33 protein-coding genes, 1 tRNA gene and 1 pseudogene are annotated in these 26,922 nt (G+C 50.4%); 16 read left to right on the top strand and 19 right to left on the bottom strand.

What is annotated here, in order from left to right; all coding sequences use genetic code 11:
• The 4 genes and pseudogenes from AT710_01345 (at position 1) to AT710_01330 (ending at position 4,558) form a co-directional block, all read left to right on the top strand.
• Complete coding sequence (locus AT710_01345) at positions 1 to 1,419, top strand: Fe-S cluster assembly protein SufB (GenBank protein KUO93065.1); 1,419 nt, start codon at positions 1 to 3, stop codon at positions 1,417 to 1,419.
• 13 nt (positions 1,420 to 1,432) lie between these two features.
• Positions 1,433 to 2,566, top strand: coding sequence for a hypothetical protein (locus AT710_01340; protein ID KUO93052.1), 1,134 nt, complete (start codon positions 1,433 to 1,435; stop codon positions 2,564 to 2,566).
• A gap of 111 nt (positions 2,567 to 2,677) precedes the next feature.
• Positions 2,678 to 3,329 (top strand): annotated as a pseudogene (locus AT710_01335) (protein-L-isoaspartate O-methyltransferase).
• Positions 3,330 to 3,385: 56 nt separating this feature from the next.
• Positions 3,386 to 4,558: a hypothetical protein gene (locus AT710_01330; protein ID KUO93051.1), complete on the top strand. Its 1,173-nt coding sequence runs from the start codon at positions 3,386 to 3,388 to the stop codon at positions 4,556 to 4,558.
• Here the strand turns inward: AT710_01330 and AT710_01325 are convergent, their stop codons facing one another.
• The 3 genes from AT710_01325 to AT710_01315 are packed head-to-tail and all read right to left on the bottom strand — an operon-like array spanning position 4,559 to position 6,690.
• Positions 4,559 to 4,813: a 50S ribosomal protein L23 gene (locus tag AT710_01325; protein ID KUO93050.1), complete on the bottom strand. Its 255-nt coding sequence runs from the start codon at positions 4,811 to 4,813 to the stop codon at positions 4,559 to 4,561.
• 6 nt (positions 4,814 to 4,819) lie between these two features.
• Entirely contained in the window at positions 4,820 to 5,656 is an 837-nt protein-coding gene (rpl4lp, locus tag AT710_01320; protein KUO93064.1) for a 50S ribosomal protein L4, read from the bottom strand.
• A gap of 5 nt (positions 5,657 to 5,661) precedes the next feature.
• Positions 5,662 to 6,690, bottom strand: a complete 1,029-nt coding sequence (locus AT710_01315) for a 50S ribosomal protein L3 (protein KUO93049.1) — start codon at positions 6,688 to 6,690, stop codon at positions 5,662 to 5,664.
• A 123-nt stretch (positions 6,691 to 6,813) separates the two neighbouring features.
• On the opposite strand from AT710_01315, the gene AT710_01310 reads away from it, so the two are divergent.
• A complete protein-coding gene (locus AT710_01310) occupies positions 6,814 to 7,908 on the top strand; it encodes a hypothetical protein (GenBank protein ID KUO93048.1) in 1,095 nt (364 codons plus the stop codon).
• On the opposite strand, the gene AT710_01305 is transcribed toward AT710_01310, so the two are convergent.
• From AT710_01305 to AT710_01295, 3 genes are all read right to left on the bottom strand, one after another.
• Complete coding sequence (locus AT710_01305) at positions 7,886 to 8,416, bottom strand: GTP-binding protein (GenBank protein KUO93047.1); 531 nt, start codon at positions 8,414 to 8,416, stop codon at positions 7,886 to 7,888. The genes AT710_01310 and AT710_01305 overlap by 23 nt on opposite strands.
• A gap of 3 nt (positions 8,417 to 8,419) precedes the next feature.
• Entirely contained in the window at positions 8,420 to 8,947 is a 528-nt protein-coding gene (locus AT710_01300) for a hypothetical protein (protein KUO93046.1), read from the bottom strand.
• Between the two features lie 69 nt (positions 8,948 to 9,016).
• On the bottom strand, positions 9,017 to 9,502 hold the full coding sequence (locus AT710_01295; protein ID KUO93045.1) for a hypothetical protein: 486 nt from the start codon (positions 9,500 to 9,502) through the stop codon (positions 9,017 to 9,019).
• 112 nt (positions 9,503 to 9,614) lie between these two features.
• Between AT710_01295 and AT710_01290 the strand changes: the two genes are divergently transcribed.
• Positions 9,615 to 10,103, top strand: a complete 489-nt coding sequence (locus tag AT710_01290; protein KUO93044.1) for a hypothetical protein — start codon at positions 9,615 to 9,617, stop codon at positions 10,101 to 10,103.
• A gap of 28 nt (positions 10,104 to 10,131) precedes the next feature.
• On the opposite strand, the gene AT710_01285 is transcribed toward AT710_01290, so the two are convergent.
• From AT710_01285 to AT710_01270, 4 genes are all read right to left on the bottom strand, one after another.
• On the bottom strand, positions 10,132 to 11,229 hold the full coding sequence (locus tag AT710_01285; GenBank protein ID KUO93043.1) for a hypothetical protein: 1,098 nt from the start codon (positions 11,227 to 11,229) through the stop codon (positions 10,132 to 10,134).
• An 80-nt stretch (positions 11,230 to 11,309) separates the two neighbouring features.
• Positions 11,310 to 11,654 (bottom strand): hypothetical protein, encoded by a 345-nt coding sequence (locus tag AT710_01280; protein ID KUO93042.1) that lies wholly within the window; start codon positions 11,652 to 11,654, stop codon positions 11,310 to 11,312.
• Positions 11,655 to 11,663: 9 nt separating this feature from the next.
• Positions 11,664 to 12,155: a hypothetical protein gene (locus AT710_01275; GenBank protein ID KUO93041.1), complete on the bottom strand. Its 492-nt coding sequence runs from the start codon at positions 12,153 to 12,155 to the stop codon at positions 11,664 to 11,666.
• Between the two features lie 21 nt (positions 12,156 to 12,176).
• Positions 12,177 to 12,851, bottom strand: a complete 675-nt coding sequence (locus AT710_01270) for a hypothetical protein (protein ID KUO93040.1) — start codon at positions 12,849 to 12,851, stop codon at positions 12,177 to 12,179.
• Positions 12,852 to 12,903: 52 nt separating this feature from the next.
• On the opposite strand from AT710_01270, the gene AT710_01265 reads away from it, so the two are divergent.
• Both AT710_01265 and AT710_01260 read left to right on the top strand, forming a co-directional pair.
• Positions 12,904 to 12,999: transfer RNA gene (locus AT710_01265), tRNA-OTHER, on the top strand.
• 84 nt (positions 13,000 to 13,083) lie between these two features.
• Positions 13,084 to 14,202 (top strand): hypothetical protein, encoded by a 1,119-nt coding sequence (locus AT710_01260; GenBank protein KUO93039.1) that lies wholly within the window; start codon positions 13,084 to 13,086, stop codon positions 14,200 to 14,202.
• A gap of 289 nt (positions 14,203 to 14,491) precedes the next feature.
• Here the strand turns inward: AT710_01260 and AT710_01255 are convergent, their stop codons facing one another.
• Entirely contained in the window at positions 14,492 to 14,740 is a 249-nt protein-coding gene (locus AT710_01255; GenBank protein ID KUO93038.1) for a hypothetical protein, read from the bottom strand.
• 57 nt (positions 14,741 to 14,797) lie between these two features.
• Between AT710_01255 and AT710_01250 the strand changes: the two genes are divergently transcribed.
• Positions 14,798 to 15,139: a hypothetical protein gene (locus AT710_01250; GenBank protein ID KUO93037.1), complete on the top strand. Its 342-nt coding sequence runs from the start codon at positions 14,798 to 14,800 to the stop codon at positions 15,137 to 15,139.
• A gap of 105 nt (positions 15,140 to 15,244) precedes the next feature.
• Here AT710_01250 and AT710_01245 read toward each other — a convergent pair whose 3' ends face one another.
• Positions 15,245 to 15,793: a 50S ribosomal protein L22 gene (locus tag AT710_01245; protein KUO93036.1), complete on the bottom strand. Its 549-nt coding sequence runs from the start codon at positions 15,791 to 15,793 to the stop codon at positions 15,245 to 15,247.
• Between the two features lie 126 nt (positions 15,794 to 15,919).
• On the opposite strand from AT710_01245, the gene AT710_01240 reads away from it, so the two are divergent.
• Positions 15,920 to 16,474 (top strand): hypothetical protein, encoded by a 555-nt coding sequence (locus AT710_01240; protein KUO93035.1) that lies wholly within the window; start codon positions 15,920 to 15,922, stop codon positions 16,472 to 16,474.
• A 58-nt stretch (positions 16,475 to 16,532) separates the two neighbouring features.
• Here AT710_01240 and AT710_01235 read toward each other — a convergent pair whose 3' ends face one another.
• A complete protein-coding gene (locus AT710_01235) occupies positions 16,533 to 17,186 on the bottom strand; it encodes a uracil phosphoribosyltransferase (protein KUO93034.1) in 654 nt (217 codons plus the stop codon).
• 93 nt (positions 17,187 to 17,279) lie between these two features.
• Here AT710_01235 and AT710_01230 point away from each other — a divergent pair, with 93 nt between their 5' ends.
• Entirely contained in the window at positions 17,280 to 17,570 is a 291-nt protein-coding gene (locus AT710_01230) for a hypothetical protein (GenBank protein ID KUO93033.1), read from the top strand.
• A gap of 143 nt (positions 17,571 to 17,713) precedes the next feature.
• A complete protein-coding gene (locus AT710_01225) occupies positions 17,714 to 18,226 on the top strand; it encodes a hypothetical protein (GenBank protein KUO93032.1) in 513 nt (170 codons plus the stop codon).
• A gap of 124 nt (positions 18,227 to 18,350) precedes the next feature.
• Here AT710_01225 and AT710_01220 read toward each other — a convergent pair whose 3' ends face one another.
• Both AT710_01220 and AT710_01215 read right to left on the bottom strand, forming a co-directional pair.
• Positions 18,351 to 19,004, bottom strand: a complete 654-nt coding sequence (locus AT710_01220; protein KUO93031.1) for a hypothetical protein — start codon at positions 19,002 to 19,004, stop codon at positions 18,351 to 18,353.
• 163 nt (positions 19,005 to 19,167) lie between these two features.
• Positions 19,168 to 19,530 (bottom strand): hypothetical protein, encoded by a 363-nt coding sequence (locus AT710_01215; protein ID KUO93030.1) that lies wholly within the window; start codon positions 19,528 to 19,530, stop codon positions 19,168 to 19,170.
• 132 nt (positions 19,531 to 19,662) lie between these two features.
• Here AT710_01215 and AT710_01210 point away from each other — a divergent pair, with 132 nt between their 5' ends.
• The 3 genes from AT710_01210 to AT710_01200 all read left to right on the top strand — a co-directional run bounded on the left by AT710_01210 (position 19,663) and on the right by AT710_01200 (position 23,511).
• Entirely contained in the window at positions 19,663 to 22,350 is a 2,688-nt protein-coding gene (locus tag AT710_01210; GenBank protein ID KUO93063.1) for an alanine--tRNA ligase, read from the top strand.
• A complete protein-coding gene (locus AT710_01205; GenBank protein ID KUO93029.1) occupies positions 22,347 to 22,751 on the top strand; it encodes a hypothetical protein in 405 nt (134 codons plus the stop codon). Before AT710_01210 ends, AT710_01205 begins: the two co-directional genes overlap by 4 nt.
• A gap of 76 nt (positions 22,752 to 22,827) precedes the next feature.
• Positions 22,828 to 23,511, top strand: coding sequence for a hypothetical protein (locus AT710_01200; GenBank protein KUO93028.1), 684 nt, complete (start codon positions 22,828 to 22,830; stop codon positions 23,509 to 23,511).
• Here the strand turns inward: AT710_01200 and AT710_01195 are convergent.
• From AT710_01195 to AT710_01180, 4 genes are all read right to left on the bottom strand, one after another.
• The gene (locus AT710_01195; protein KUO93027.1) at positions 23,508 to 24,260 is read right to left on the bottom strand and encodes a hypothetical protein; all 753 of its coding nucleotides are present in this window, start codon (positions 24,258 to 24,260) and stop codon (positions 23,508 to 23,510) included. The genes AT710_01200 and AT710_01195 overlap by 4 nt on opposite strands.
• Positions 24,253 to 25,158: a hypothetical protein gene (locus tag AT710_01190; protein ID KUO93026.1), complete on the bottom strand. Its 906-nt coding sequence runs from the start codon at positions 25,156 to 25,158 to the stop codon at positions 24,253 to 24,255. Before AT710_01190 ends, AT710_01195 begins: the two co-directional genes overlap by 8 nt.
• The gene (locus AT710_01185; GenBank protein ID KUO93025.1) at positions 25,155 to 25,571 is read right to left on the bottom strand and encodes a hypothetical protein; all 417 of its coding nucleotides are present in this window, start codon (positions 25,569 to 25,571) and stop codon (positions 25,155 to 25,157) included. Before AT710_01185 ends, AT710_01190 begins: the two co-directional genes overlap by 4 nt.
• Positions 25,572 to 25,654: 83 nt before the next feature.
• Positions 25,655 to 26,044, bottom strand: a complete 390-nt coding sequence (locus AT710_01180; protein ID KUO93062.1) for a PadR family transcriptional regulator — start codon at positions 26,042 to 26,044, stop codon at positions 25,655 to 25,657.
• A gap of 118 nt (positions 26,045 to 26,162) precedes the next feature.
• Here AT710_01180 and AT710_01175 point away from each other — a divergent pair, with 118 nt between their 5' ends.
• Positions 26,163 to 26,696: a hypothetical protein gene (locus AT710_01175; GenBank protein KUO93024.1), complete on the top strand. Its 534-nt coding sequence runs from the start codon at positions 26,163 to 26,165 to the stop codon at positions 26,694 to 26,696.
• The last annotated feature ends 226 nt before the right edge of the window (positions 26,697 to 26,922 follow it).

Genomic DNA, 26,922 nt, shown 5'->3' with positions numbered 1-26,922 from the left:
ATGGAGAAACTAACTATCACTGATATACTTGGGGAGAAAACAATGGAGGATGCATTGGCTCACACTAGACCCGTGGAGTGGGCTGCGACGGTTAAGGGTAAACTAAGCAGGGAGACCGTGGAGGAGATATCCAGGCTTAAGGGTGAACCGGACTGGATGAGGGAATTAAGAGTGAGGAACCTGGAGTTATTTAATAAATTGCCAATGCCTAATTGGGTGGGCGCCGTTAATGAGATAGATCTAGAGGAGTTGATTAATTACGCGAAGCCCTCGACTCAGAAGGCCAATGATTGGGAGCAATTGCCAAGCGAGATAAAGAGCTACTATGACTCATTGGGGCTTCCCGAGCTGGAGGCCAAGGCGTTGAGCGGCTTGGGGGCTCAACTTGATTCCGAGATAATTTACCTAAACGTGAAGAAGCAGTTAAGCGAGAAGGGGGTAATATTGATGTCAATGGAGGAGGCCGTGCAGAAGTATCCGGACATAGTTAGGAAGTACTTCATGAAGATATTTCCGCCGGAGCATAAATTCGCTGCGCTGCATGGAGCACTGTGGAGTGGGGGAGTATTTGTTTATGTCCCGCCCGGCGTCAAGATAGAGGCGCCGCTTGAGGCCTTCTTCCTGATAAGCAATGCATTGGAGGGGCAATTCGAGCATACTCTACTGGTGGCCGATAAGAATAGCTATATCCACTTCATTGAGGGATGCTCAGCGCCCCGCTTCAGTAAGACTAGTTTCCATGATGGCATGGTTGAGCTCTACGCGCATGAGGGCGCGCACATAAAGTTCACCACCGTCCAGAACTGGAGCAAGAACGTGATTAACTTCAATAATAAGAGAGCCATAGGGGAGGCGCACAGCTTTATTGAGTGGGTTGAGGCAAGCATAGGGAGCAGGGCCAGCTATGTTTATCCATCTACCATTTTGAGGGGCGAAGGCGCCTCGACAAGCATAGTGGGCATCACCTTCGCTAATGGGAATCACTGGAAGGAGAATGGGGCCAAGGTTTACCATGATGCACCCAACACGTCGAGCAGTATAGTGAATAAGTCGATATCGGCCAATGGAGGCTCCGTGGTGTATAGGGGCCTAGTATTCGTTAGGAAGGGGGCTAAGGGAGCCAAGAGCCACGTCGTCTGCGATTCATTAGTGCTCGACTCCTCGTCCAAGGCTTACACTATTCCACATGATCAAGTATTCGAGGAAGAGGCCACTGTGACCCATGAAGCGACGACGGGCAGGATAAGCGAGGACAAGTTGTATTACTTAAGGAGCCGTGGATTAACTGAGGACGAGGCAAAGAGCCTAGTCGTGCTTGGCTTCATACAGGACGTGACTGAGGGCTTGCCGTTTGAGTACGCCATGACTTTGAACAAGGTCATTGCAATGGAGTTCAGCAAGTACGGGAAACTAGCTTAATGAGGGGGTCATAATGGTTACGCTGAGAGAACTAAAGAGGGATGCGGCTAAGCTAGTGGATTCCGTGCCGTATCAATTAATAAAGGATTCTCCATCCATGAAGTACTACACGGATTGGTCAGCATATGAGGAGTGCAGAGGCGCTGGGATTGGACACGTGCCCAACATTGATGCCCAAGTAATGATAAGGGATGGAGAACTCATTAAGAATGAGGTAGGGGCGCAAGTGCTTGGAGATGGGGATGAGTTGCCGATAAATACCATTGATTTAAAGGAAACGAAAATGATGATTAAGCACGTGTTGAACCTATCATCAATTATTTACCTAGATATTAAGCCGGGCCTGGAGAGGCTCAGTTTATCCATAAACTCGACGGGGGGAGGGGGGCTTAAATCGAGCCACGTACTGATACAGGTGAGGGATGGAGCAACAGTGGATCTCTCAATAATGGAAAGCGGAAATGCCTGCTCATCCAGCGTAGTTGAGTTATTGATTGGGCGAGGGGCTCGAGTTAATTTATTGAATGCGTCACTACAGGTAAGCAATCCAACGTATAGCTTGAGGCGAGTCACCGTGATGGATAATTCAGCGATAAACTCATACACCGTGGTTCTCGATGGATCCATGAATAGGCTGGAAGAGGATTACTTGCTCCGCGGCAATTACTCCAACGTTGCATCCAAGGTTCTGGAGACAGGCACCTCTAAGTCAAGGATAGATTATTACTCCACAATGCTTCACCTAGGGGAGTCCAGCAGAAGTTACTCCACCGTGTATGGCATAGCGCTTGATGGGGCCATCATCATACATAGGGGAATGGGGAAGATAACTGAGGCGGGGAAATGGAGCTCCACAGTGGTTGAGGGGAAGCTATTCATGGGGTCCCGGGACGCCGTGGCTGTCTCAGTGCCAATAATAGCCGTGGATACGGGGGATGTAAGTGAGGCGCGGCACTCCGCAATGGATGCGTCGATAGATGATGACCAATTATTCTACTTATCCAGCAGGGGACTTGGGAGGGATGAAGTCATAAGCCTCGTGGCGCTCGATATGGCCATGAAGTACCTAGATGAAACCCCACAACAATTCAATAATGAGACGAGGATAATACGGGAAATAATGGAGCAGAGAATAGTGAGGAACTGACCTCCTCCCCGTCCTAAAGGGCGAGGCTTTCCGCTTGTTTTGTAAATTCGGTTCCCTGGATATCGCTACGCTTAATTTTTATTAATTACTGTTGATTAATCAGTGGATTTCATGAGTTACGGCGAGGAATCATTCGCGACCGCAAGGCGGAGATTAGTTGAGGAATTAAGGATTGAGGGGTATCTGCATGATGCAGATGTTGAGAGGGCCATGCTGACCGTCCCCAGGCATAGGTTTCTGCCCAGGTATATTCGGCAGAACGCGTATAATGATTCCCCCTTATCCATTATGCGGGGGCAAACCATTAGTGCGCCTCATATGGTCGCAATGATGTGCGAATTAATTAGTCCAAGCCTCGTCAAGCGATTACTGGAGGTGGGCAGTGGGACTGGGTACCATGCATGTGTGTGTGCAGAGGCCATGGGTAGGCAAGGCATTGTTTATAGTTTGGAGATAGATAGATCCATTCCTTGCCATTTACGCTGCAATTAATGTTGTTCATAATGGTTATGGCAATGTGGTCAAGGTATTTAGGGCCAATGGGAGAAATGGGTTGCCAAGCCTTGCTCCCTTTGATGCTATACTGGTCACTGCCGCCGCCGAGTCGATACCTCCTCAATTACTGAATCAATTAAGGGAGGGGGGCGTAATGGTGATACCGGTGAGGGAGGGCGATGAGCAAGTGCTTTACAGGGTAACTAAGCTGGGGAGCGAGATTCGCATGGAGCCCATATCATCGGTTCTCTTCGTGCCATTGAAGTAAGCCAGATAGGGCAACGCTCAAATATTTAATAGCTTCCCATGGCTTTGGTTCAGCGAATGCGGGTACCCAGCGATTACTTGATTGGAGCAGCCGTCTCGGCTTACCAAGTCGAGGGAGGCAATTCCAATGCTGATTGGTGGAGATTCGAGGAGGCTGGATTGCTTCCAAGAAGTGGGGAGGCCTGCATGTTCTGGGAGCTATATAAGGAGGATATCGCAATTATGGAGAGGCTTGGACTCAGGGCATTTAGGTTCTCCATAGAGTGGTCACGGGTAGAGCCTAGGCCAGGCGTGTTCAATGATGAGGCTATGGATAGGTATAGGGACATCGTTGCTGAGCTTAAAGGCCATGGAATAACTCCCATAATTACCCTGCATCACTTCACAAACCCCATTTGGTTTCATGAAAGGGGCGGATGGGAGCGAGAGGAGAATATTAGGTATTTCTTGGAGTATGTGGATTATGTTGCCAGAAACATAGATATCAGGTACTGGCTAACAATAAACGAGGTTAATCTCTACCCCATACTCTCATACCTATTAGGCAAGTTTCCCCCCTTCAAGCCGGATCCAGCCAAGATGTGGAGCGTCTTTTCTAACCTGTTGAGGGCTCATGGGAAGGCATACGACTTGCTGAAGAAGGAGGCGAATATGGTTGGGCTAGTGATCAACATAATGCCCGTGCATCCAATGAATAATTTATCTATGCTGGACCATATTGCCGCGGCCCTAATTAATAAGCTCTATAACTTGACTTCAATAAATGCCGTGCGGAGGGGGCAATTACCCAAATGGTTGGGCAGCCACGATATTGGCGACGTGGATTACTTGGGGGTGAATTACTACTCTAGGCCGCGGGTCAGATTTTCTAGGCGAGCATTAATAGAGTTTGAGGAGGGAAGGGATAATCAAATGGGGTGGGTCACTAACCCCATTGGTTTGAGAGAGGCCGTTAAGATGGCTGGGAGAATTGGGAAACCAATAATGATAACTGAGAATGGGATAGCGACCGATAATGATGATGATCGCATAGCCTTCATAAGGAGCCATCTGCGAGAGGCCGTGGCAAGCGGCACCATTGGCTACATTTACTGGAGCCTCCTGGATAATTATGAGTGGGAGCGCGGATACTCAGCTAAGTTCGGCTTAATTGAGTGCAGTGGGAAAAAGAGAATAATCAGGAGAAGCGCTGAGTACCTGGGTAGAGTAAGTAGGAGCCTCGAGATATGATTACACTAGGCCCAGCCTAGTGAGCAGCTCGAATGCATTGCTTTCTGGGGATAACTTTACTATTGCCTTCTTCTCTCCCTTAGGCGTTATAATGGTGTTAACCTTAACCACCTTAACGCCGTATGACTTCTCCACTTGCTTCTTTATTTCCCTCTTGCTAGCATTGAGGGGAACAGCTATCGCCACCTTATTCTCCTTCTCCGCTAACCTAATTGTTTTCTCGGTTATTATGAACCTAATTATGGATTCGGCCACTCCTCATCACCTCATGAATAGGCCCCTCTCTTGAAGGGCCTTGATTGCGGCATCGCTCCATAGGGTTAATCTACCTGGAACACCGCCTGGAGCCAAGTAAAGCACGCTTAAATTATTCACGTAAACAACATCAACTCCCGGAAAGTTTCTGGCGGCTCTGGCTAATGGGGATCGCGGGGTTGAAACCACTATTAAGACGCTCTTGGGCTCCTTGTATCGGCGACCCCTTAACTTACCTATGCCAGCCCTATCCCTCACGCCTGCGCTTGCTCTCTCCACGTCCCTCCACGCGCCAATGGACTCAAGCATTGCCTTGGCATCCCTTGCCTTCTCAATGGACTCAATATCGGCAACCACTAACGGCAACTCCTTGATCCCACTAATATTGTGGCCCCTCCTCTGAACCAATTCCTTCACGGCGGTGGCAGCTATGGCTGAACGAATGGCTAAGTCACGCTCCTTCTTGTTGATCCTTTCATGAATGATTTTCTCGGCGGTCGGCGCATGCGCTGAGCGGCCCTTAACTACGTTGGTGGCAAGCCGCGCACGAGGCCATAAACTGCCAGTGGCCCTGGGAACCCTAGCTATGCCTAATCCAACTCCAAATGCCTTGGCCGTGGTTCTCTTGCCTGCCATTGGATCAGCGCCCTTGGGCTGAAGCGATGCAGTGAATGCGCTTAGGTAAGCCCTTCTTATCACATCAAGGCGAATAGGGGTCATGAATTGAAGCGGAAGCTCTAGCTCCCCCTTGCTTGAACCATCCCTGCCCAACACTATTGCCTTAGTGGGTAATTGAGGCAAGCCCTTCAGGTAAGGCTCCAAATCCAGTCCAACTATGTTCATGCCCATCACCTGGTCACCGCCTGGGTGCTAACCCACTGTACCTGGGGCTTATTTACATTAACGTAGTCGTACCTGGGCGGCGGCCTTATTGGGTATCGTAGTCCAATTAATCTCTTTATGGCACCTGGAACACTGCCCTCAATTATTATGTAGCTGCCCCTTATTACGCCATAATGTGGGAAACCGCTTTTCGGCGTTACTTCGGCTCCATTATCGCCTATGGCTAGTACCCTCTTATTATACTCCGTTCTCCTGTGGAGACCGGTCTGTCCCTGCTTGGGTATGGTGAACATGACTGCCGGGTTCTGGGGCGACGCTGTTCCGGTTCTTCTATATCCCTTCCTCATCTTGTTCCACTTAGGTAGAGTCATGACTCCGAACCTCTTAACGACTCCCTGAGTGCCCTTGCCCTTAGTGATGCCTATTACGTCAACTAATTGCCCCTCCCTGAGCACGTCTCGCGCGCTTAATTCCTTGCCGAGAAGCGAGGAGGCGTACTTGAATAATTCATCGACATTGCTTGTCCCCCCAACCGGTATCTCCATTATTTCAGGAGTCTTCTTACCGATGCCGGAGAGGTGGGGCTGAGTCACGGCTATTACCCTGATCTCCGTTAATTCATTGAGGCGGGACTGTAGCCTTGACATGGCTGTCTCCGTATTAATCTTCTCCGGCAGCGTTAATACCCTCCTAAGGTAGTTAGGAACCTCGCTGACCCATGCCTCCCCAACACTGGCCTTAAGCACCTTAAATGGATCCACGGCGTATCCCCTCACACCCACTACGCGCATGGGCGGCGCATCCAGCACAGTGACTGGCCTCACGATTTCTTTTCCATAGAATGGACTTGTTTGCCTATCATCAACCATTACGACGTGGGCCATTCCAGCCTTGTACGCCGCGAATGATAAGAGCATCGGCTTACCCACATTTATCTGGGGCCAATTATATATCTTAGGCACAAGGGTCTCGCTGCGCTTCCGTGGATAGTACGCCATCGATCCTCGTCTAGGCCTATGAATTTTCAAACCCACATTTATCCACCAATCGCTGATCCTAATTGCTATGGCTTAAAAACTTTCTCCCGAGCCCTAAACATCATCTCAAAGCAGGAAAACGAAATCATTATTAAAATGCTCTCCTGGGCTTCGACTAGAATGAGGGCACTAATAGCGGGGCACAGTGGATTAAATAAGATCAATTTACTTAATAAATTAAGCGAGACAGCTAAGGCGAGGACCGGCAAGGAAGTATTCGCGTTGGACTTCGACTCAATGCTTTCCCGAGGCATGCCGTACTTCCTGGATAGCTACATGGAGAAGCAGAGGGAGCGGTGGTACTCGGAGTTCGCCAGGGTCCTCGATGAATTAAGGGAGAGCGGGGCCGAGCATGCATTGATAGGGATGCACTTAACCTACTTTAGGCATAACTCTTATTGGAGCTTGGTTGATCTAAACATGCTTAAGGAGCTTAAGGTCAATATGTTGATAACCCTAATAGATGATGCTTACTCTGTCTGGAGCAGAATAGTGCAGAGGGAGTCCAGGGAGAGACATGGCGTCTACATGCGGCTTCGAGACGTCTTCATTTGGAGAACGGTGGAGACAATGATGGGGGACACCATTGCCACGGCCCTTGGGGTTCCGCACTACGTGGTGGCCATAAAGCATCCAATAGATACATTCTATAAATTGATATTCACTAATTACCCCAAGGCATACCTATCCCACCCCATAACCCACGTTAGGCGCAATAGGGAGGCGGTGCAGGAAATAATGGGATTCGCAAAGAAGCTTCGAGAAGTCGCCACTGTCTTTGAGCCGACGACCATAGATGAATCCATAATAAGCAACGTAACCATCACTAAGGAAATTAGGTGGCCAACCGAGACCGACCTGGATCAGTACCCAATAGAGCTAAAGAAGGAGGAGGTTGAGGAGGTCACGGCGAGGAACCCAATAACGAAGCGGGACTTGATTCAGGATCAAATAATGAAGCGGGACTACAGGTATATTCAGCAATCAGATATGGTTGTGGCGTATAGGCCAAACTATGGTGGAACTCTAAGCAAGGGAGGCCTCTCCGAGGTTAATCTAGCTGTTCACTTGGGGAAACCCGTGTATGTTCATTGGAGCAATGAGGACGGCAATGCCGCGGAGAACCCGTTTGAGTACGTGCATGAATACTTCTATGACGTGGAGGAACTCATTAAGTTCCTCTCGGAGAGGATTAATACTCGCCAGTTAACTTGATCTCCTCGAGAAGCGAGATGAGCGTGTTAACCACCATTTCCTTATCCTTAGCTACTAGGGGCAACACCTTCACCCTGCTCGGCACCTCAAGAAGCTTCCTAACCTCCTCCGGCGGAACGTGATTCGGCAAGTCCTGCTTATTGGCCGCCACCACGTGCGGCGTATATGGAAAGAACTCCCGCAGGAACCCATACACGAAAATGCTTTCCTTCACTGTGTCAAGCGATGTGGAGTCCACCATGAGGATGTATCCATGCATTCCCCTGGATAATCCCCTCCAAAGGAAGCTGAACCTCTCTTGACCCGGCAACCCAAATAAGTGCACCACTAAGTCGCTGCGAACCGCTATCCTGCCGTAATCGAATGCCACCGTTGTGGTCCTCTTTTCCCCCCTTGGATCGCTCGTGTTCACCTCGGTCTCAAGGGGCACTACTTCGCTTAGCGTTTTTACGAAAGTGGTCTTGCCGCTGCCGTAGCTTCCCGCTATGACTATCTTAAGTATCTTCATTTCCTAACCCTTTGCGACGGCCTTTAGCCTCTCCCTTAAGTAGAGTATTATGTAGTCAAAATCATCGGGCGCCAAGCTCTCGGATCCTTCTCCAGGCCTCCCTATCTCCTCAATGGTTATATCCCTCTCGCTCCTCTCTATGTCGGCCATGGCTTGATCCAATTGCTGCATATACCTATCTATAACCATGTATGCAACGCCGGTGGGCACGCTGGGCGGCATTAATGCCATTATGGAGCCATTACTCGTCGAGTTAATCACGATTATTAGCTCCGGAGTCTCCATAACCATGGACCTAAATGAACCTATTCTACTGGATTCAATGAATTTATTTATGCACTCCATTAATTTACTGGCGGGCAACGCAACCTCTGCATCGCTTCTATCCCCCAGCACTGGACCATTTGTTCTATAGGCTAATAGGGAACCGTCCCTGGAGAGCAGAAGCAGGCCACTGAGGTACTCCTTGTTCTCATCTATTATGCGGCCCAGCATCGTGTTTAATCCATTAATGGCTTCGTCAAAGTTCACGGGGAATACCTCGACTAGCCTTCTTATAAACTTTGTTTCCAAATTGAAGCCTGGAGGAAACAAGCAGCGCTATAATGCGACGTACTCATCCCCCTTTCGCCTAAGTATGCCGGCATAAACCCCCCACTCCGCGAGCAGTATGGAGAGGAGGTCACGGGCATTTGGATCCTTGGCATCATGATAGCCCCGCCTCCCCAATTCGCTTATCAATTCATCAATATGAAAAGGCGACCTTCGCCCCAGCTCCATTGCGGTCCTAAATGGCTCAATGTTTATTATTTTATCCCTCAACATCCTTTTACGCTCGCTTATCTTTGCGGAGAGGAACTTCCTGCCGTCGCTGGTTATCTTGACGTCCCCATTCACCACCTCCACTAATCCAAGCGATGACGCAGCATTAAGCGCGGGAACCAAGTCATCTAGATCCGAATCCATTTGCTGAGCTACCTTATATATATCCGCCGCGCCGCCGAAGTCGTTCTCCAATGTATCCAGGAGGCCAAGCACATCCGCTAGCCTGGCATCCAGCGGCATGAAAAGCGTGGTTTGAGACATTTCCCAATTCAATAACACGAGCNACTATATAAACTTTAANATGGATGAGTTACTATGCAAAACATGCAAAACGCGATATGTTTTTAATTCATTTACATGAATCCGTCCCTAAATGAACATAAGTAGGGCACGACTCATGGTTCTCCTCGCCATGTCGATTGTGGGAATGGCATCATCATTCATGGTTCTCTATACCTGGTACCTCCTAAGGCAACCCCTCCCCATCTGCACCGCCCCCACAAGCATAGAGCCCAGGGGAGGAATAACCATAAACTGCGCCGCGGTTCTCTCCAGTCCCTACTCCGAAGTGGCAGGCATTCCCCTCGACGCATTGGCGGCGATCTGGTTCATAATTAACGCTGGACTCGTCATCCTATTCGCGACATCGAGAAGGCCCGGCACATATCTAAAGGCATTAATGGGATGGAGATTCATAGGGATAGCCATAGTTCCTTACCTAATCTATATAGAGCTAGCCATAGTGAGGGCAATATGCGTATACTGCACCATAATGCACTCCGCGATAATAATCGACTTCATACTAATAACAGTTCTCCTCAGGGGAAGCCAAGCAATGAAGAAAATCGCTCCCCGACCCTAGGCTCCCCCATATAGAGCAGGCTAGGGAATTAACGCTTACCTATTATCGTTAATTCCTTGGGGAAGCCATTAAGGGGATTGGCGCGGCCATTCATTATCGCAACGTCATCCTCGATCCTCACCCCCAGCTTGCCTGGCATATATATGCCGGGCTCAACCGTGAACACATTACCCTCCTCAAGTCTTTGATCGCCGCCGGCCACTATATAGGGCTCCTCATGAACATCAATGCCGAGCCCGTGCCCGGTTCTATGTATGAAGAAGGCCCCAAAACCCGCCTCCGCTATGACTTTTCTAGCGGCCGCATCAACGTCGCCAACCTCAACGCGTATGCCGGCAATGGATTCGGCGGATAATTGGGCCCTTAAGACTGTATCGTAAATTCTCTCCCCCTCGCTGGAAACGGATTCAATGAAGAATGTCCGCGTTATATCTGCATTATAACCACATAATCTTCCTCCGAAGTCAACCACCAATGAATCGCCGGGACTTAATCGCCTCTCCGTGTGGGTTAAGTGAGGCATGGCTGAGTTAGGGCCTGAGGACACTATGGGCTCAAAGGCCAACCCCAAGCCCCTAGCTTCAAGCTCATCCTTAAGTAGGCGAGCCGCATCATGCTCGGTCATGCCCGGCCCCACCTTAGTTATAAATGATGATAATGCATCCTCGCTTAATTGAACTGCTCTCTTGATCATCTCTATTTCCTTCGCGGTCTTGACTCGCCTTAATCGCGAAGCAATGGGACCGAGGAGGGAGGGGTATGAACCGTAGGTCCTAGCCATGGCCGCCGCATCCTTGGCGTAGGCATAATCATCGATCGCTATTTTTCTTGGGGAGGGCTTAATGGATTTAAGCAGCTGAAAGGGATCCTCGCCATCACCATACGAGCGCACTGGAACCGGTAGCCCCCTCACCTGCTCCTCATATAGCTTAGGCACTATTAGGACTGGGTCACCGGCCCCCACCGCTAGCATTATTGGCCTCTCCATGGCTGGCTCGGGGAACCCCGTGAAGTAAATCATATTGCTTCCGGGCGTTATCACAGCCATATCAATGCCGGCCGAGTCCAATGCATTCTCAAGCATTCCTATCCTGCTCCTGTACTCCCCCGAATCGAAGCACTGCATTAATGATGGGGCTGAGCAGGCTAAATAAACATGTCGAATCGGCCTCAAATGGATTAAGCCGTTATATGGGGGCGCGTGGCCTAGCGATTCCTTATCTCGTTCTTATATATGTCGCCGGCTATTCTGCGTCCCTCCCTGGTTAATTCATAGTAGACACCGCGGCCCTTATGCTCTGGATTCTTTTGCTTAACCTTAAGCCAAGGCTTAAGCGAGCTGGTTACCCTCCCCTTCAGGTTTCCCCGGAACCTCTGAAGCAAGCCGGCCGCTTCTAGGTGTTGACAGGCTGCCTCCACCTCCTCTGGCGGCACGAGGGGGCTCCAGCCCGCCCTGCCCAATAGTCTCCTCGACATTAGCCAGGGAGTATCGGGGCCGTACTTATAGATGTGGGCCAGTATCCTTTTCTCAAGATCATTTAGTTCCGGCATTGAAGAGCGTCACTTGCTCTCCACTTTATTAACCATACTGCACTTCTCCAGCACCTTCAATTTAGGTAGGCTGCGGGGAAGCACGACCGTGCCGCACATCACTATGGAGCTCACCTTGGCATTAAATGTGTCCCAATCGACGTCGTCCGCGAATTCCAGCCTCTTTATTCCCCTGAATGATATGGGAGAATCGCTTGACTCGAGGTCGGCCTTCGTTATTGTTAGATCATCGATCCCCGTCACGACCTTAACCCCCTTCGCTCCCTCGGCAAATGCCTTGCCTGATTCCCCAACTGCCTGCACTGCGCCGGCCACGGTCTTTGTGGCTGCATCGGTCACCGACATGACCGTTCGAAGCGCCTTGTTCACTAGTTCGCCCGCCGTCATTCCCATTTCCCTGGATAATTGAACCGCCTTCTCATATAGTTCCTTGTCTATGCCCTTTATCGTGACCTGCTTCTTTTCTTGTTGTGCGTCTTTATCGGATGTACTGGAACTCATGGAATTACTAGTATAACTGAGTTAATAAGCCTTTCCCCAATCCCTAACCATGCTTAAAACATCCATTACTCCAAACCCATCCTCCCGCACCACGTACTTAGCCATGCTCTTCACAGTGGGCTCGGCATTGCCCACCGCCACGGCCACATCGGCCTCCCTCAGCATCGGTATATCGTTCTCGGCATCGCCCACGGCAACAACAGCATCGGGAGCCAAGGCGCGCCGGAGAAACCTAATCGCGGAGCCCTTATTGAAACCCACGGGCATCAACGCGGCGCTCCTCCTATTCCACTCAATCCTAACGCCGAGCCGAAGCAATTCATCGCTGAGCGGCTCCAATACTCCCCTAGCCTCATTGATAAATATGCTGCTCTCCCCCCTATAGAATGGAATGCCACGCTCGGCCAATAGTGCGGCAGCGCGTTCCCTGGCTTGGGGCCAATCATTGGGCTCCAGCATTAATTTACCTGAGCCAGGCATCTCAATAACTAGCCCATTCTCTATCACCATTATTATGAGGCCCCGCAACCTATCCAGCGATACATGCCTATGAGTGCCGCTGGTCACCACAGCAAAAAGGCCCCCCGACCTAACATAATCGGCAACGGCCTCCTCGACCTCCGCCCTGACAATATATGAGTCATTAAGCCGAGCCGCGAGGGTATTATGGTAATCGGACGCCACTAGGTACGGCATAAAGATAGGGTGGGGAGCAATCCTTTTAAAGCATTTGCCCAGAATCAAGGAGGGGCCCGTAGCTCAGCATGGAATCAGAGCGGCGGACCAATTTGGGCCGACCCTGCGAAGCCGTAGGCCGTGGGTTCAAATCCCACCGGGCCCGCCATCACAAGCAATTAAAGAATCATTACCAGAAAAGAAGACCCCTCAACCCACGGAATCCCTCGTGACCTTCATTTAATGCCCAACCATGAACGACGCCAAAGCCGGTGAGAGACAAATAATAGCGAAAACACGCTCCATAGCGATTATCAACTTAAAAATACGTGCCTTATCATTCTCGGGCGTTACTCACCATGTTTCTCGGCAAAGCAATGCATTAAGCTACGCTCAACTCATGGTTATGAAGCAATGCCCCACTTATTTCCTTAATAATAAAGCTTTTTATTTGTTAGTGGATGCATTATTATTCGTGGTTAATTGGATTAGCGGTGATCAAGTTATTGAGGGCGTGATGACGAGGCTTGAGGATTTCCTCAATCACTTGAGCCGGGCATTGATCGCCCATGCATCTGGCTTAGGCATTGCGCCGCCTCGACTCTCATTCAATATAGGGAGCGATTGGTGGGGAGTCATGCCGGGCTATGTTGGGGGCGGAGTCACCGTTAAGGTAGTGGGCGTGCATCCAGGCAATGCCGGGATTGGGTTGCCCACAGTCACGGCGACGGCGGCTTACTTCGATGAGGGGGGCAGCCTAGTTGCATTGATTGATGGCGAGGCATTGACCGGGATTAGGACGGCGGCCGCTACAGCGATTGGGGCTAGGGTAGTTAATGCGCCCACATCGTCGCTGGGGATTGTGGGGACCGGGGTTGAGGCGCGGTATCACTTATTGCTGCTTAGGGAGGCATTGAGGCCGAGGCGCGTATTGGTGTGGGGAAGGAGAATGGATAAGGCAAGGACATTGGCTGAGGAGTTCGGGGGAGAAGCGGTTGAGCTCAGCGATTTGCTTAGCTCCGACATTATTGTACTAACCACGTCAAGCACGTCGCCCATAGTGGAGGATGTGCCGAGGGGAAGGAGGCACGTGGCCAGCATTGGTGCACCGAGGCCCGTGGTTGAGTTGGGGAGGAAATTGATAGAGCGAGTTGGATGCGTCTTGGTTGATACCAGGAACGCAATTAATGAGGCGGGGGAGGACTTGAGGGGAGTTAAGCTGGTGGAGTTGGGGGAGGCATTGAGGGGAGTTAAGTGTGAGGTCAGCGATGCATCGATTTATAAGGGGGTTGGCTTCGCCGTGCTGGATGCCGCCGCGGCCGACTTCATCGTTGAATCCGCACTGAGGCATTCGGTGACTTCGCGGCACTAATGGCTCCCGCCTTGAGGGGCTTCCTTATTGGCTCGGTGAACGTGGGGGAAGGGTTTTTAAGGGGGTCTCGGATTATTTGACTTAGGTAAGTCAAATGAGCATCCAAGACTTCATACATAACCCGAAAAAGAACGAGGACTCGGTGCCGAGCATCGATGAATCGGCCGCCCTAATGTTCATGGAGCGACGAAGAATAGGACCGCTCTAAGGAAAATCCTCCTCGAGACGGGGCGGGTTCCTGAAGCGAGCGGTGAACCTCGCCCTTTAGTGTGGGGATTGGAGCGAGCGCTTAGGCCCATACGTGGATTATGGCTATTGCCTCGCTCTTTGTGGTGAATATCACTGAGTCCCCCTCTTCCAGTTTCCTGGCGTTTAAGCCCTGTAGAGCCTCCTCAACCCTCTTCACTGTCTCATCCATTTTATCCCGGCCCCCCTTGACCTCAGCATAATATAGCCAAGCCCTATCCTCGCCGTTATCTATGGCTCGCCCGCCGAGGATTGGATCCAGCGCCCTCCTGATTTCGTCCCTATTAGGCATTATCACTTGCATTGGAAAAGCATTTATAAGTCATGCGTCTCAAGCGAGGCGTTCAAGATGAAGCTTGCCCTCAGGTTCAGGGATGGTTCACAGGTAGAGATTAAGTTGGAAACATCCGCGGCACCCATAACCGTCAGTAAATTACTTGCTTCCCTGCCCCTCAATGCATCGATCATTAAGGCGGGGCCACAGGCAATAATACCCCTAGACCTAGGAACTGGGCCGGAGACCTTCAGAACATTCGCGAGGAGGGGGGAAGTGATTTATGTGCCGAAAAACAAGCAATTAATAATAGCCATAAGCAACTTGGAGATAGGGGATAGAATCAACCCCATAGGGTTCCTAATGAGTGATCCAGACAAATTAAGGCCGGGAACCGTGACCTTGATTCAATCGTGAATGCGACAAGGCATTGGACTCTTAGGGGAAGTGCAGAGGATGGGATTCTTACCGAAATGGGGGTTAAGGGGGCGGAAAGCCTCGCCCTTCAGGGCGGGGAGGAGGTCAGCTGTTCTTAAGTATCCTGCTTGGGCTGAGCTTCTTTGGAACCAGCTCTGTTGGGAGCTCGGCTGCAGCCACCTCTACATTCACTTCGTAATTGTACCATGGACTTGATCGCCCAAATGCCCTCTGCATGTAGCCCGGTATCTTCGCGCCCTTGCTGGATGCAGCGTGAATTATGACCACGTTAGATGCATTTAAGCCCTTATACGTGCAGTTCCCCTCGAGGTTCTCCAGCAACTCTAGGTAGGCCTCGGCGGTTCTCTTGGGCCACCGAGCAACTGGCCAACCCCTCCAAGGCACCGAGTGATGGGGCCTCTTCTTATCATGGCCCTTAACGGGGACCGGTGCCTCGCCCCTTACTACGCTCTCCAAGTACTGCTTAGCCTGCTCCAGCGTGAGGCCCTTAATTGCCCTAGCCACATCTATGCTGCTCTTCCAACTAATGCGGAACGTGGCCCTAGCCCGCGCAACCTGATCCTCCCCAATCGAGACCCCGAATCGCCTCCTCACCAACTCAATTAAGTCGCCGTAATCAACTGACCAACTCATGAAATGCACCGCCCAGGCCAGCTTTTAAAACTTCACCCAATCCATTAAGCGCAAATGAAACGGCCAACTCCCCCGCCGCACCTGTAATAGGATAATATTTAAATAGTGGAGCTATTGCAATTACATATGGCACCTCAAATTAGGAATAGGAAGGGTATAAGCAATGTCGTGGCCACAATAATACTAATAGCGGTGGCCATAGCCCTCGCAGTAGCGGTGGCCGTATGGGTCTTCGGCCTCGCCGGCTCATCAGCAAAAACAGCAACACTCAACGTACAAGCGCTGGGATTAACAATAGGTTCCACAAGTGGCTCAAATAGTCAATTGACCTTAGTGTTAAGCAATCCCTCAAGCTCATCAATAGGGATAAACGGCTTCACTCTAGGCGGATTAACATGCACCTTCTCAACGGCAATAGCTATTCAACCAGGAACTCAAGGTGCCCAATTAATTATTACCTTACCTGCAGGTAACGGGGCATACGTTTCTTCTACTAGTAGTGGTAATACAGTAGCTACTCCTTCTACTACTTCTGCTTCTATTACTATCGGTGGTGTTGGTAGTGGTGATTCTATTTCTGTGTGCACTGGATCTGTAACGTTGACTGCTGGCACTCAATACTCGGGCGAATTAACTACTACCTCAGGTCAAACGTACCCGTTTACCGTATCATCATCGTAAAAGGCTTATATTAGGCATTTTTAAAATAAAAAAATATTTTTATTATTTTTTATTATTTTTATGCTTCTCCGTATGCTCTGTCTCCTGCGTCTCCTAGTCCTGGTATTATGTATCCGTTTTCGTTGATTTCTGGGTCTATTGCTGCTAGGTATATGTCTGCCTGGGGGTATCTTCCTAGTACTCGATCTATTGCTTGCTTAGTGCCAATGGCGTTTATCAGTATCATTCTCCTGGGCTCCCCCTTCTCCCTCACTGTGTTTAATGCAGCTATCATTGTGGATCCAGTGGCGAGCATTGGATCCACCACCATCACTGTTGTGTCCCGCTGGATCCTTGGTATCCTCACGTAATTCATCTCTATCTCGAACTCCATGGAGCCCCTCTCATGCGTTTCCTCCCTCCTCTTGGCGCTTATCACTCCCATTCTGGCCATTGGGAATACCTTGAGGAGGCCCTCCACCATCGGCATTGCTGCCCTCAGTATTTGAATTATAACTACATCGCCCATGTCCATNNTTACTCCCCTGGTTCTTACTCCGAGCGGCGTCTCGACCTCCACNNCCCTTGTTGGGAATGACTTGGCGACCTCGTACCCCATGAGCCGGCCAAGCCTCACTAGTCCCTTCCTGAACTCTATTTGGCCTGTTCTCTTGTCTCTTAGCATTGTGATTATTGATTGTGCCAGTGGGTGGTCTATCACTGTTATGGTCATGCTTGCTTCATGTGTGCGGCGGTTTTTATTTTCTCTCCTTTCTCATTGGGGTTAGGTTTATATATCCGATAACTGAAGCGTTATCGGGTAAATATGAGGGGAATGATGTGGATGGGGATACAAGCCCTCCTCCAGCAGTTGGAGGGGGGTAGGAAAAAGATAAACCAACTCAGGCAGGAGGCGCCGCTTTACGGCTCCGCCTTTGACTGGGCAGTAACNGGNCTACTCGCGGCTGGGCTCGCCAAGCGANTAAGCGAGGGCGGNGAGGAGTACCTTGAGCTAACGGAGGCGGGCAGGGCCGCGCTCTCAACGTGGGGTCCCTGGCAAGCGTGGCCGCCATATCCTGCATGGGGAGCCAGGCACGGATGGAGGCACTGCTGGTGAAAGACCCAGCAATTTAAACCAAATTATTTTTGATTTAAATAATTATTTTTGCTTTCCTTTTCCATGATCAAGCGAGGGCTGGGCAGTTTCCTTGCTTGCCCCTCATTCGCTTAGTTTTTATACCACCGGCTCCATATTATTTCGTGAAGAGGCACCTCCTGAGCAAGCGCGACATGAAGGAATTAATCAACGCGGTGCCGGAGCTCAGCGATTACTTGAGGGGATTAAGCGAATTGGAGAATTATGGGTTAGAGGACTTAACTCTCTACGTGGCCGAGAAAATGCCTATACTGGCAGTCACTGAATTAATAATTGAGGGCGTGAAGAGGGAGTATAGGTTCCCCACTATCCCATTCATAAATAGGAACCCCCAATTACAGGATAGGTACGGCTTAATAGATGTGGATCAAGGAGCCGTCAGCCACGTGGCGGGCGGGGCGGACGTGATGAGGCCCGGAATAAAGACGATAAGCGGGAACTTCAGCAAGGGAAGCATAGTTCTCGTGAGGGATCCACGGGGACTAGTCATAGCGGTTGGGGTAGCACTATACTCAAGTGGCGACATGATTGGAATGAGCAAGGGGAAAGTCATTCAAAACATTCATCACGTAAATGATAGGATATGGAAGATATTCGAGGAACTAAACAAGGACTAATGGCTCCCAAAAAAGCCTTGCTGGAAACCCCATCCCCGGAGCCCCTACGAACATCAACGCCCCCATTCCTAACAGCAATAGATGAATGAACCGGGACTCAAGGCCACCGATGTCGAGTTATGGCTCAGCGGACACGCCTCTCCATTAACCTCACCACGCCCTCAACCAACTCTCTGAAGGCCTCATCACTCCTCTCCACCTTATACCTCCTCGCAGCGCCACGCAGCTCGGGCGCGCCGCCCACCAAGGCATTGATTAATTGAAGAACATTGCTCCTGCTTCCATTAATTGTCGCCGACTCGAAGTCCAGGATAATGGGTTCCCCATTCCTAACCACCACATGCCTCCCGCCTCTCCCCAACTCGTTATGGCTGATCCCCATCACGTCAAGCCTCCTGGCCTGCTCCAGTAATCGCCGAGCAACATCTGGATTAAGAGATTTATTCAGCGACTCGCCGAGCACCTCCTCCATAATTACCACGTTCCTAGAGAAAGTCAGGAGCCGGGGACCAATGCCGATACCATTAACCAAGCGAAGGATATAGCCCTCCCAAAATAAGCTGGGCCTCGAGGCATCCCTCCGCCTCAACTTACATGCCCACTCGCCCTCAACCACCTCATGCCTACACCTAATCACGACAGCGTTCTGGCCCTTCCCCAGCACCCTCCTGCCAAAGAGCATAGTGGGGCCACCCTCAATCAACTCGGTTACCCCCAAGATCTTCAATTCCTCCATAACTGCCTCGCCGTGCTCCTTGCCCAGGTATATCTCCAGCACTGCTTCGCCGCAACGCCAATGCTTAAAGCCTTACCCATTTAGGAGCGGAAGCAATGAGGAGAACACAGGCCCCTGAACAATGATGAGGAACTTGGGGCTGATTAGATAACGCAAAAGCCGTGACGGGGCACGCCCATGATTATTTAGCCATGGGCCTCGAGGCTCATTGATGGGCCTTCATGTGGGCCAATGCGGCCTTCATGGTTAGGAACTCCCTCCCACACACGAGGCAAATGAATCTATTTAAGCCCGTTCCGCTTAATTGGAGAATTAGGTGCTGCTTAACGTGTCTCTCGGCCGCACCCATGCTGGGCAGCTTCGAGTTACAGATGTCGCAGACATAATTCTTTCCCTGAACCTTTATGTGCTTCTCCATGTGGGCAGCGGCATCCCTTATAGTTACGTCGGCCTTGCACTTGGGGCACTTCATGGAGTCAAGGGCCTGAACCTTACTTGCCAAGTCCTCGCTGGGGGACCCCAGGAAACCACATGAGGGGCAAACCACTACATTGCTTGTCTTGGACATGAATGAACCCTCCAATACGCATTTTTAAGCATTGACGCCGATAAAGCCGCTAACCGACCAATAACTATTGGTCGTGGAGGGAAATCTTAAATTAAGGGGAGTTGGAGTTGATGCATGGTTTTTGACGAGGAATTGCTGAGGACGAGGCTATTCAGGGAGAACGGTTTCAGGAGGGGGAAGTGCCCCTACTGTGGGCATCATTATTGGACACTGAACGATAAGCAGGATAATTGCGGGGATCAGCCCTGCACTCCATACGGCTTCATAGGTAACCCGCCCGGCACCTATAGGCCATCCTCGGTGGCCGATGTTAGGGAGAAGTTCCTCTCATTCTTCGAGAAGAGGGGACACGCCAGGGTGGGGAGGTACCCCGTCGTCGCTAGGTGGCGCGATGATGTTTACTTGGTGGGGGCCTCCATATATGACTTCCAGCCCTGGGTTACTGAGGGCATTGTTCCGCCGCCCGCCAATCCCTTAACCATTTCACAACCCAGCATTAGGTTAACAGATGTGGATAAGGTTGGGAGAAGCGGTAGGCACTTGACTGGGTTCGAGATGATGGCGCATCACGCCTTTAATTTCCCAGATAAGAGCGTGTATTGGGTTAATGAGACCGTTGAGTACGCGCATGAATTCTTCACCAAGGAATTAGGCATTAAGAGCGATGAGGTGACTTATAAGGAGAATATTTGGGAGGGGGGAGGCAATGCCGGGGAATCATTCGAGGTCCTCGTGAGGGGCCTGGAGGTCGCTACCCTGGTCTTCATGCATTACAGGATAATTAATGGGGAGTATAGGGATATGCCGATGAAGATAGTTGATACTGGGTATGGGCTTGAGAGGATTTACTGGGTGCTCACTGGGAAGCCCACCGTGTATGAGGCCGTCTTCTCCCCATTCCTGTCCTGGGCGCGATCCAGGTTCGGCGTCGAGAAACCGAACGATGCATTAATGCAATCAATAGCCACATTAATGGGGCAACTGGATCCGGAGGTGCTGGCGTTGGATAAGGCATATGAGGCTGTCGCCAGGAAGATAGGGATCAATGCCGGGGACCTAGTTAAGGCAGTGAAGCCGCAGGAGGCGCTCTACGTATTGGCAGATCATAGTAGAACGGTGTCCTGGATGATCAATGATGGAGTGATTCCATCTAATTCAGGGGTCGGCTACTTGGCCAGACTCCTCGTTAGGAGAATGATGAGATACGCTAGGCTGCTTGGAATTGAGGACCCAATAACCGAGGTATTCGATGCCCACCTAAAACTGCTGCTCAATGATTATCCAGAGCTAAGGGAGAGCTCCCCACTAATACTGGAGCTTGTTGATATGGAGGACAAGAAGTATAGGGCATCGCTGAAGGCTGCGCCTCAATTAGTGGAGAAGCACTTGAGGAGCGGCAAGATATCCGTGGATGACTTGATTAATCTCTATGATTCTCACGGCATTCCGCCGGAGGTTGTTGCCGAGGTTGCATCGAGCCGCGGCGTCGAGGTGACGGTGCCGGATGATTTTTATGAACGCATAACCAAGATGCATCAACGGCCAGTCAAGGAGGAAGCAATGAAGACCGCGGTGCCGCCGGAGGATGTGGTTAATCTCCCGCCAACTAGGGAGGAGTTTTATGAGGATGTGTATAAGTCTAAATCAAGGGCGCGAGTGATTAAGGTGATTAATGGCAAGTGGATCATCCTTGACTCAACCATTTTCTATCCAGAGGGCGGAGGGCAACCCGCTGATAGGGGAGTAATTAGGCACAGCGGGGGAACTGCGAGCGTTGTGGATGTGCAGCGGGTTGGGCCAGTCATAGTTCATGAGGTGAGCGGAGCCCCGCCTAGGGAGGGGGAGGAGGTTGAGTTGGAGATCGATTGGGAGAGGCGGCTTGACTTGATGAGGATGCATACTGGCACCCACGTGCTTATTCAAAGCATTAGGCGCGTCCTTGGGCGCCACGTGTGGCAGGCCGGGGCTCAGAAGGATGTGCCCGTGAGCAGGATAGATGTCACTCATTATAAGTTGCCGAGCCCCGAGGAATTGAGGAGAATAGAGGAGATCGCCAATAATGCCGTCATGATGGATATGCCAGTTAAGCCCCTTGTCCTGCCTAGAACGGAGGCGGAGAGGCGGTTCGGCTTCATCATTTACCAGGGCGGCGTTGTGCCCGGTAAAGTGCTTCGCATACTTCAGATCGGGGAGGAAACGCCGTTTGATGTACAGGCATGTGGAGGAACGCACTTGACGAGGACCGGATTGATTGGCCCCATTAAGATAATTAAGGCCGAGAAGATACAGGAGGGCGTCGTGAGGTTCACGTTCACCACGGGGAGGCATGCGATTAGGTATATTCATGATCTGGAGTCGACGCTGGATGAGGCGGCGAGGAGGCTGGGCGTTGGGCGGGAGGCCGTTCTTCAATCCCTAGATAAATTAATAATGGAATTAAGCGAGAAGGAGACGGCGGCGAGGAGGTTGGCTAGGAAGGCAATTAACGCGGAGCTTAATGAGTTGAGGAGCCGCGAGGTGAGCATTAATGGTGTTAGGGGGGCAGTGATCGCATTGGAGGGGCGGGAGTATGCCCAGGAACTAGCTAAGGCCTATACCTCCACCGCTGACGTGTTGATCGAGGTGCTGGGGGACGAGGTATATATTTACACTAATGGGAGGATCAAGGCAGGGGAATTAGCTAAGTCAATTTTCAAGGAGTTGGGGGGACGAGGGGGAGGAGGAGCAACTTATGCCCAGGGAAGGATCGAGGGCTTACGGGGCGATGCAGCTAAGGTTGAGATAGCTTTAAAGCATGTGCTGGGTGAGCTTGGTCAATGATTAATCCAAATGAGCTCCGTAAGATGCTTAAGAGGATGGGGATAGGCAACCTAAATGTGGAGGAGATCAACGCCGCTAAAGTGGTGATTTACTTAAGGAATGGATCAACACTGGAAATCCCAAACCCAAGCGTGGCCGCGATTAAGATGCAGGGAATGATGATCTACCAGGTACAGGCAAGCGAGAAGGATATTAAGACCACCCAAACCCAGGCCGCCGCGGCCCCAGCCCCATCCATAATAATGCAGAGACCCCAAGAGGAGACCCCCGTGTCCGAGGATGATGTTAGGCTAATAATGGATCAAACCGGCGTAACCAGGGACGAGGCAATTAAGGCACTGAGGGAAAGCAATGGCGACTTAGCCGAGGCAATACTGAAGCTCCAAAGCAAGAAGCAATAAATCCATTAATGACTCGCTTCCGCTAATTAATAATGTATTGAAAAATTTTTATAAGTAAGTTAACGCTAAGCACGCAATGAGCTCATCAACGAGGGCCATAACTAGATTAGCAAGCGGCCTATTGATAGGCTTTGTGGGAGGCATCGTGACTGCCGCGGTGACTTTAATAACCATGTATGGCTCCCTAATTAAGCTAATGATTCAACCAAGCGCTCCCCTAAGCGTCAGTGCATTGATGGCTGTATTCAATTCATTAACCATAATGCTCATGGTTGGGGTAAGCATCACAGTGATCGCAGCGGTGATTCAGTACCTTGGCTTCGCCGAGTTAAGCAGCATTAATTCCAGGTACTCCACGGCAAAGATCGGCGCCTTATTGATCCCCGTGGGTTCTATAATTGAGGTCCCCGGCATCTACTTATTCATAGATACAATGAAGGAATTGATTTCAACTAATCAACTCAATTCGGCGCCGACCCTTGGAATAATGATGCAACCGATAACCGCTGCATTGAGCATGCTTATTCCATCCATTATTCTAATACTAGTGGGTGGGATATTATCGCTTGTGGGTCTCATACTAATCGTCATAGGCTACTATAGATTGGGGGTGGATTATGGATCGGACATGGTTCGTGTCGGGGCCATTCTCTATATACTCGCAATAATTCCATATGTTGGGCCATTCCTATCCCTTGTCGGCATCATAATGATGATCATAGGCCTATTCCAGATAAGACAGAGACCAGTGAAGACCTAATTACTTCTCCACCGTGATTTATACATGGCTAGTAGGGTAAATATTGTTGCTTGAGCAGCGAGGGATGCGGTGGCCGCAAGCGGGAGACCCACATCATACCTCGTGACGCCGCTCACGTACTGAATCACTATAGAGGCAGCGCTAACTGGGGATGCAATGGCTATGTAAGGAACCGGAAGTATTGTGGCTGGGTAGAACACTGGGAATAATGTGCCTAACGTGAATCCCAGTATGTTACCTATTGCCCAGGCGTACCTGGTGTCCCTCAGGTATGTGGATATCGTGAATCCAAGCATTGATGTAGATAACCACTCGGCGAAGAGGGATGCAGCAATTGGCGCAGCGCTCCAGGGCGTTATTATTCCCCTATATGCGAGTATCCCAGCCATGACTGCTATGCCGGGCATGGAGTATATCAGGGAGGAGAGAGCGAGGCCAAGCGTGTAACTGACTGGGGTTAGGGGTGTAGCTATTAACATGTTTTGAAACTTCAACTCTAACCTGTAGAAGGCGCCATCACCGACCAATTCAACCCCATTAACTCCTATTAACATGGATATGCCGCCTATCAATCCTATCCCCAAGTATCGATAACCCCCGAAGAATATTATCATCAATGCAATCGAGGCGGGGGCCGTTAGGGATGAGACGAGCCATATCGGCATTCTAGTCATGGCTAACCAACCATTTATCCAGGCAATCACGAGGGAACCCCTTAATTGAGTTAGTAAGTTATTGACCCTACTCATTGCTGACCTCCTCCTCCCTCCAGCCCCCCAGTAAGTAAATTACCGCATCCTCAAGAGTCTTTCTGCGAATAGTGACTGTCATGCCTCGCCTGATCAATTCAGATGAAAGCGGGCCGGCCATTGATGGATCGACGTATATTATATACCTGTTGCCCAGCCTTACATGTCTCTCATCCAAGTCAAGGGAATCCCCATAAGCCTCCACCACAGCATCCTCCGGAACCAGCGAGAGCAAGTCATGGGGGGAACCCTTCCTCACTATGGTTCCCGCGTCTATTATGAAAACCTCATCACTAAGTAACTCCGCCTCCTCTATGTAGTGGGTAGTTAATAGTATTGCGGCGCCGCTTTTCCGTAACTCGGCTAAGGCGTCCCACACGCCTCTCCTGCTTATTATGTCGAGCCCCACCGTTGGTTCATCGAGGAATATGAGAGAGGCATTGCTGGCGAGGGCCATGGCTACCAATACCCTCCTCTTTAAGCCGCCGGATAAATTGAATAATTGGGTATCCCTATATTGATCTAGGGAGAGCCTCTCCATTGCCCACCTAGCCATTCTCCGCGCATCCCCCCTACTGAAGCCCCTTAGGAGTAGATATGAGTAAACGGCTTCCCAGGCAGTAATGAAGTTGATCGGTCGCGCCTCCTGGGGAATGATGGATATGAGGGGCCTCACCTTGTTTGGGTACTTAATTGCATCTATGCCAAGCACCTCAATATCGCCCTTAGTTGGGAGGAGCTCCGTTGACGCAATCCTCACGAATGTGGTCTTCCCTGCTCCATTCGGCCCCAATAGAGTAACTATTCTAGACCTATCTATCTCTAGATCAACGCCTCTCAGGGCCCACTTTTGGCCATCATATGTCTTATATATTCCTCGCGCCGATAATATGCTCATGCTCTCACCAAGCCCTCCAGGAGAGACTTAATGCCGCGGCCCCAAGCTAAGCCTGGATTGAAGTGGATAACCACCTTAATGACGTCGCCACCATCATCGAGCCTGGCTAAGCCCCTATAGGCTGATTGCTTATTGAATCTGAGATAAAGCTTATCACCATCCATCCTCTCATCTAAGCTCAGGAGAAGCAACTGCCTATCGGCATCGCTAAGCATAGAGAGGAGCCTCTTAGCCACTACGTCAAGGCACTCGCCGCTCGCCTTTCCCATGGCTGCCTTCACTACGGTTATGGGGTTTCCATAATGCCCCTGCACCTGTATAGTCTCGTAAGTTACTTGGCCCACTAGATTATTTAATGCCTGAATCACCTTGCCCAGATCCTCCGTTGCATGAGCGTGCGTCTCTACTTCCAACCTATCTATAATGCATCTCATGGTTGCTCAATGATTGATTGCGTGATGCCCATGAGTGAATTTAATCTTTTCGGCAGCGAGAGCTACTCTTGGATCACCTTCTCCATCTCCATTAATATTGCCTTAATCCTGCTCTTATCCTCAATCCTTAACTTATCCCAATTATCCAGAACGTATCTGGCCATTGATATGAATTCATCGATGCTCCGCGCTAGCCTATCATCGGGAGCGGGGCCCACTATGTTTCTTCCGGCATCGGTTATGATGTAGTACTTTTTTGTTCCCTCAACCCTATCTATCCGTATTAATCCCTCCCTCTCCAACTCGTCCAGCATTGGATACAGCGAGCCGGGGCTGGGTCTCCACATACCCATGCTTGCCCTCTCAACCTCATCCGTTATTTGGGCCCCAGTCATTGCCCCCTTAGACGCTAGGAGGTAAAGTATGAGGTACCTAAGGCCCCTCCTCTTCATAGTCCAATGCCTCCACCTATCCTGCACAGGCGAAGAAGAATAACCCCCTTAATAAAAATACGGGTTCAGAATTAATCGACTCCGATTCGTTTTTAAAGCAGCAATGAATCGGTGAGTCATGGAGAGCAACGATTTAATGAGGGAACTGATTAGATGGTACATAAAATCCCGATTAGTTGTTTATGCGGCGGTACTTATGTCGCTCATAGGCGCGTTCCTAATGGGTTACGCGGTGACTTCTCCATCATCATATGTTGCAGAAGTCATGTCCCAAATAAAGGCATTTGACGAGAGCATAGCCGGCATGTCATTCATCGCAGCATCAATGACCAGATTCGCGTCTCTCCTAAGCACCGTATGGGTGGCCTATATACCGATAATAGGCATGTGGTACGCCGCGTATGCCATGGTTAACCTCGGCGTGGTTGCAGCAATACCAGCCATAGGATACAGCGGAGTGGCATCAGCCATGGCGATAATGATAAGCATGTTCTTTCCAGTCGCCGAGGGATTAATACTGGGATTAACCTTGGTCCTCAGGGTCACTAAGAGAAGCGTGCCTACTAGGTTTATTAGATACATTGCGACTCAATACGTGGTTGCCATAATAATATCGCTTGTCCTACTGGTCTTATTATCGGTTGGGGCTTAATAATTATTTCTAATTGAGGAGGAACCATTTATACACATGGGGGAAACCTCGCCATTTATGGCGGGAATAAGTGGAGGAAATACAAATATTTGATGTTTTTGTTTTTCTAATGCCCACCGTGGGGTTTAGGTTTAGAGCATACACCGACGAACGTTGAGGGCGTTAAAGGCCCAATTGCAGTTGGCGTGAGAGGCGTGCAACGCACTACGATGGGCAAGGCATGCGG

The organism is Thermocladium sp. ECH_B, assembly GCA_001516585.1.
Taxonomy (GTDB): domain Archaea; phylum Thermoproteota; class Thermoprotei; order Thermoproteales; family Thermocladiaceae; genus Thermocladium.
This window is presented reverse-complemented; position numbering and strand designations above follow the sequence as displayed.

What these genes read in the sequence shown, in the direction of transcription:
- AT710_01345 (KUO93065.1), top strand. Translation starts at nt 1, where the DNA reads ATGGAGAAACTAACTATCACTGATATACTTGGGGAGAAAACAATGGAG.
- AT710_01340 (KUO93052.1), top strand. Translation starts at nt 1,433, where the DNA reads ATGGTTACGCTGAGAGAACTAAAGAGGGATGCGGCTAAGCTAGTGGAT.
- AT710_01330 (KUO93051.1), top strand. Translation starts at nt 3,386, where the DNA reads ATGCGGGTACCCAGCGATTACTTGATTGGAGCAGCCGTCTCGGCTTAC.
- rpl4lp (KUO93064.1), bottom strand. Translation starts at nt 5,656, where the DNA reads ATGAACATAGTTGGACTGGATTTGGAGCCTTACCTGAAGGGCTTGCCT.
- AT710_01310 (KUO93048.1), top strand. Translation starts at nt 6,814, where the DNA reads ATGAGGGCACTAATAGCGGGGCACAGTGGATTAAATAAGATCAATTTA.
- AT710_01305 (KUO93047.1), bottom strand. Translation starts at nt 8,416, where the DNA reads ATGAAGATACTTAAGATAGTCATAGCGGGAAGCTACGGCAGCGGCAAG.
- AT710_01295 (KUO93045.1), bottom strand. Translation starts at nt 9,502, where the DNA reads ATGTCTCAAACCACGCTTTTCATGCCGCTGGATGCCAGGCTAGCGGAT.
- AT710_01290 (KUO93044.1), top strand. Translation starts at nt 9,615, where the DNA reads ATGAACATAAGTAGGGCACGACTCATGGTTCTCCTCGCCATGTCGATT.
- AT710_01285 (KUO93043.1), bottom strand. Translation starts at nt 11,229, where the DNA reads ATGCAGTGCTTCGATTCGGGGGAGTACAGGAGCAGGATAGGAATGCTT.
- AT710_01280 (KUO93042.1), bottom strand. Translation starts at nt 11,654, where the DNA reads ATGCCGGAACTAAATGATCTTGAGAAAAGGATACTGGCCCACATCTAT.
- AT710_01275 (KUO93041.1), bottom strand. Translation starts at nt 12,155, where the DNA reads ATGAGTTCCAGTACATCCGATAAAGACGCACAACAAGAAAAGAAGCAG.
- AT710_01270 (KUO93040.1), bottom strand. Translation starts at nt 12,851, where the DNA reads ATGCCGTACCTAGTGGCGTCCGATTACCATAATACCCTCGCGGCTCGG.
- AT710_01260 (KUO93039.1), top strand. Translation starts at nt 13,084, where the DNA reads ATGAACGACGCCAAAGCCGGTGAGAGACAAATAATAGCGAAAACACGC.
- AT710_01255 (KUO93038.1), bottom strand. Translation starts at nt 14,740, where the DNA reads ATGCCTAATAGGGACGAAATCAGGAGGGCGCTGGATCCAATCCTCGGC.
- AT710_01250 (KUO93037.1), top strand. Translation starts at nt 14,798, where the DNA reads ATGAAGCTTGCCCTCAGGTTCAGGGATGGTTCACAGGTAGAGATTAAG.
- AT710_01245 (KUO93036.1), bottom strand. Translation starts at nt 15,793, where the DNA reads ATGAGTTGGTCAGTTGATTACGGCGACTTAATTGAGTTGGTGAGGAGG.
- AT710_01240 (KUO93035.1), top strand. Translation starts at nt 15,920, where the DNA reads ATGGCACCTCAAATTAGGAATAGGAAGGGTATAAGCAATGTCGTGGCC.
- AT710_01215 (KUO93030.1), bottom strand. Translation starts at nt 19,530, where the DNA reads ATGTCCAAGACAAGCAATGTAGTGGTTTGCCCCTCATGTGGTTTCCTG.
- AT710_01205 (KUO93029.1), top strand. Translation starts at nt 22,347, where the DNA reads ATGATTAATCCAAATGAGCTCCGTAAGATGCTTAAGAGGATGGGGATA.
- AT710_01200 (KUO93028.1), top strand. Translation starts at nt 22,828, where the DNA reads ATGAGCTCATCAACGAGGGCCATAACTAGATTAGCAAGCGGCCTATTG.
- AT710_01195 (KUO93027.1), bottom strand. Translation starts at nt 24,260, where the DNA reads ATGAGTAGGGTCAATAACTTACTAACTCAATTAAGGGGTTCCCTCGTG.
- AT710_01190 (KUO93026.1), bottom strand. Translation starts at nt 25,158, where the DNA reads ATGAGCATATTATCGGCGCGAGGAATATATAAGACATATGATGGCCAA.
- AT710_01180 (KUO93062.1), bottom strand. Translation starts at nt 26,044, where the DNA reads ATGAAGAGGAGGGGCCTTAGGTACCTCATACTTTACCTCCTAGCGTCT.
- AT710_01175 (KUO93024.1), top strand. Translation starts at nt 26,163, where the DNA reads ATGGAGAGCAACGATTTAATGAGGGAACTGATTAGATGGTACATAAAA.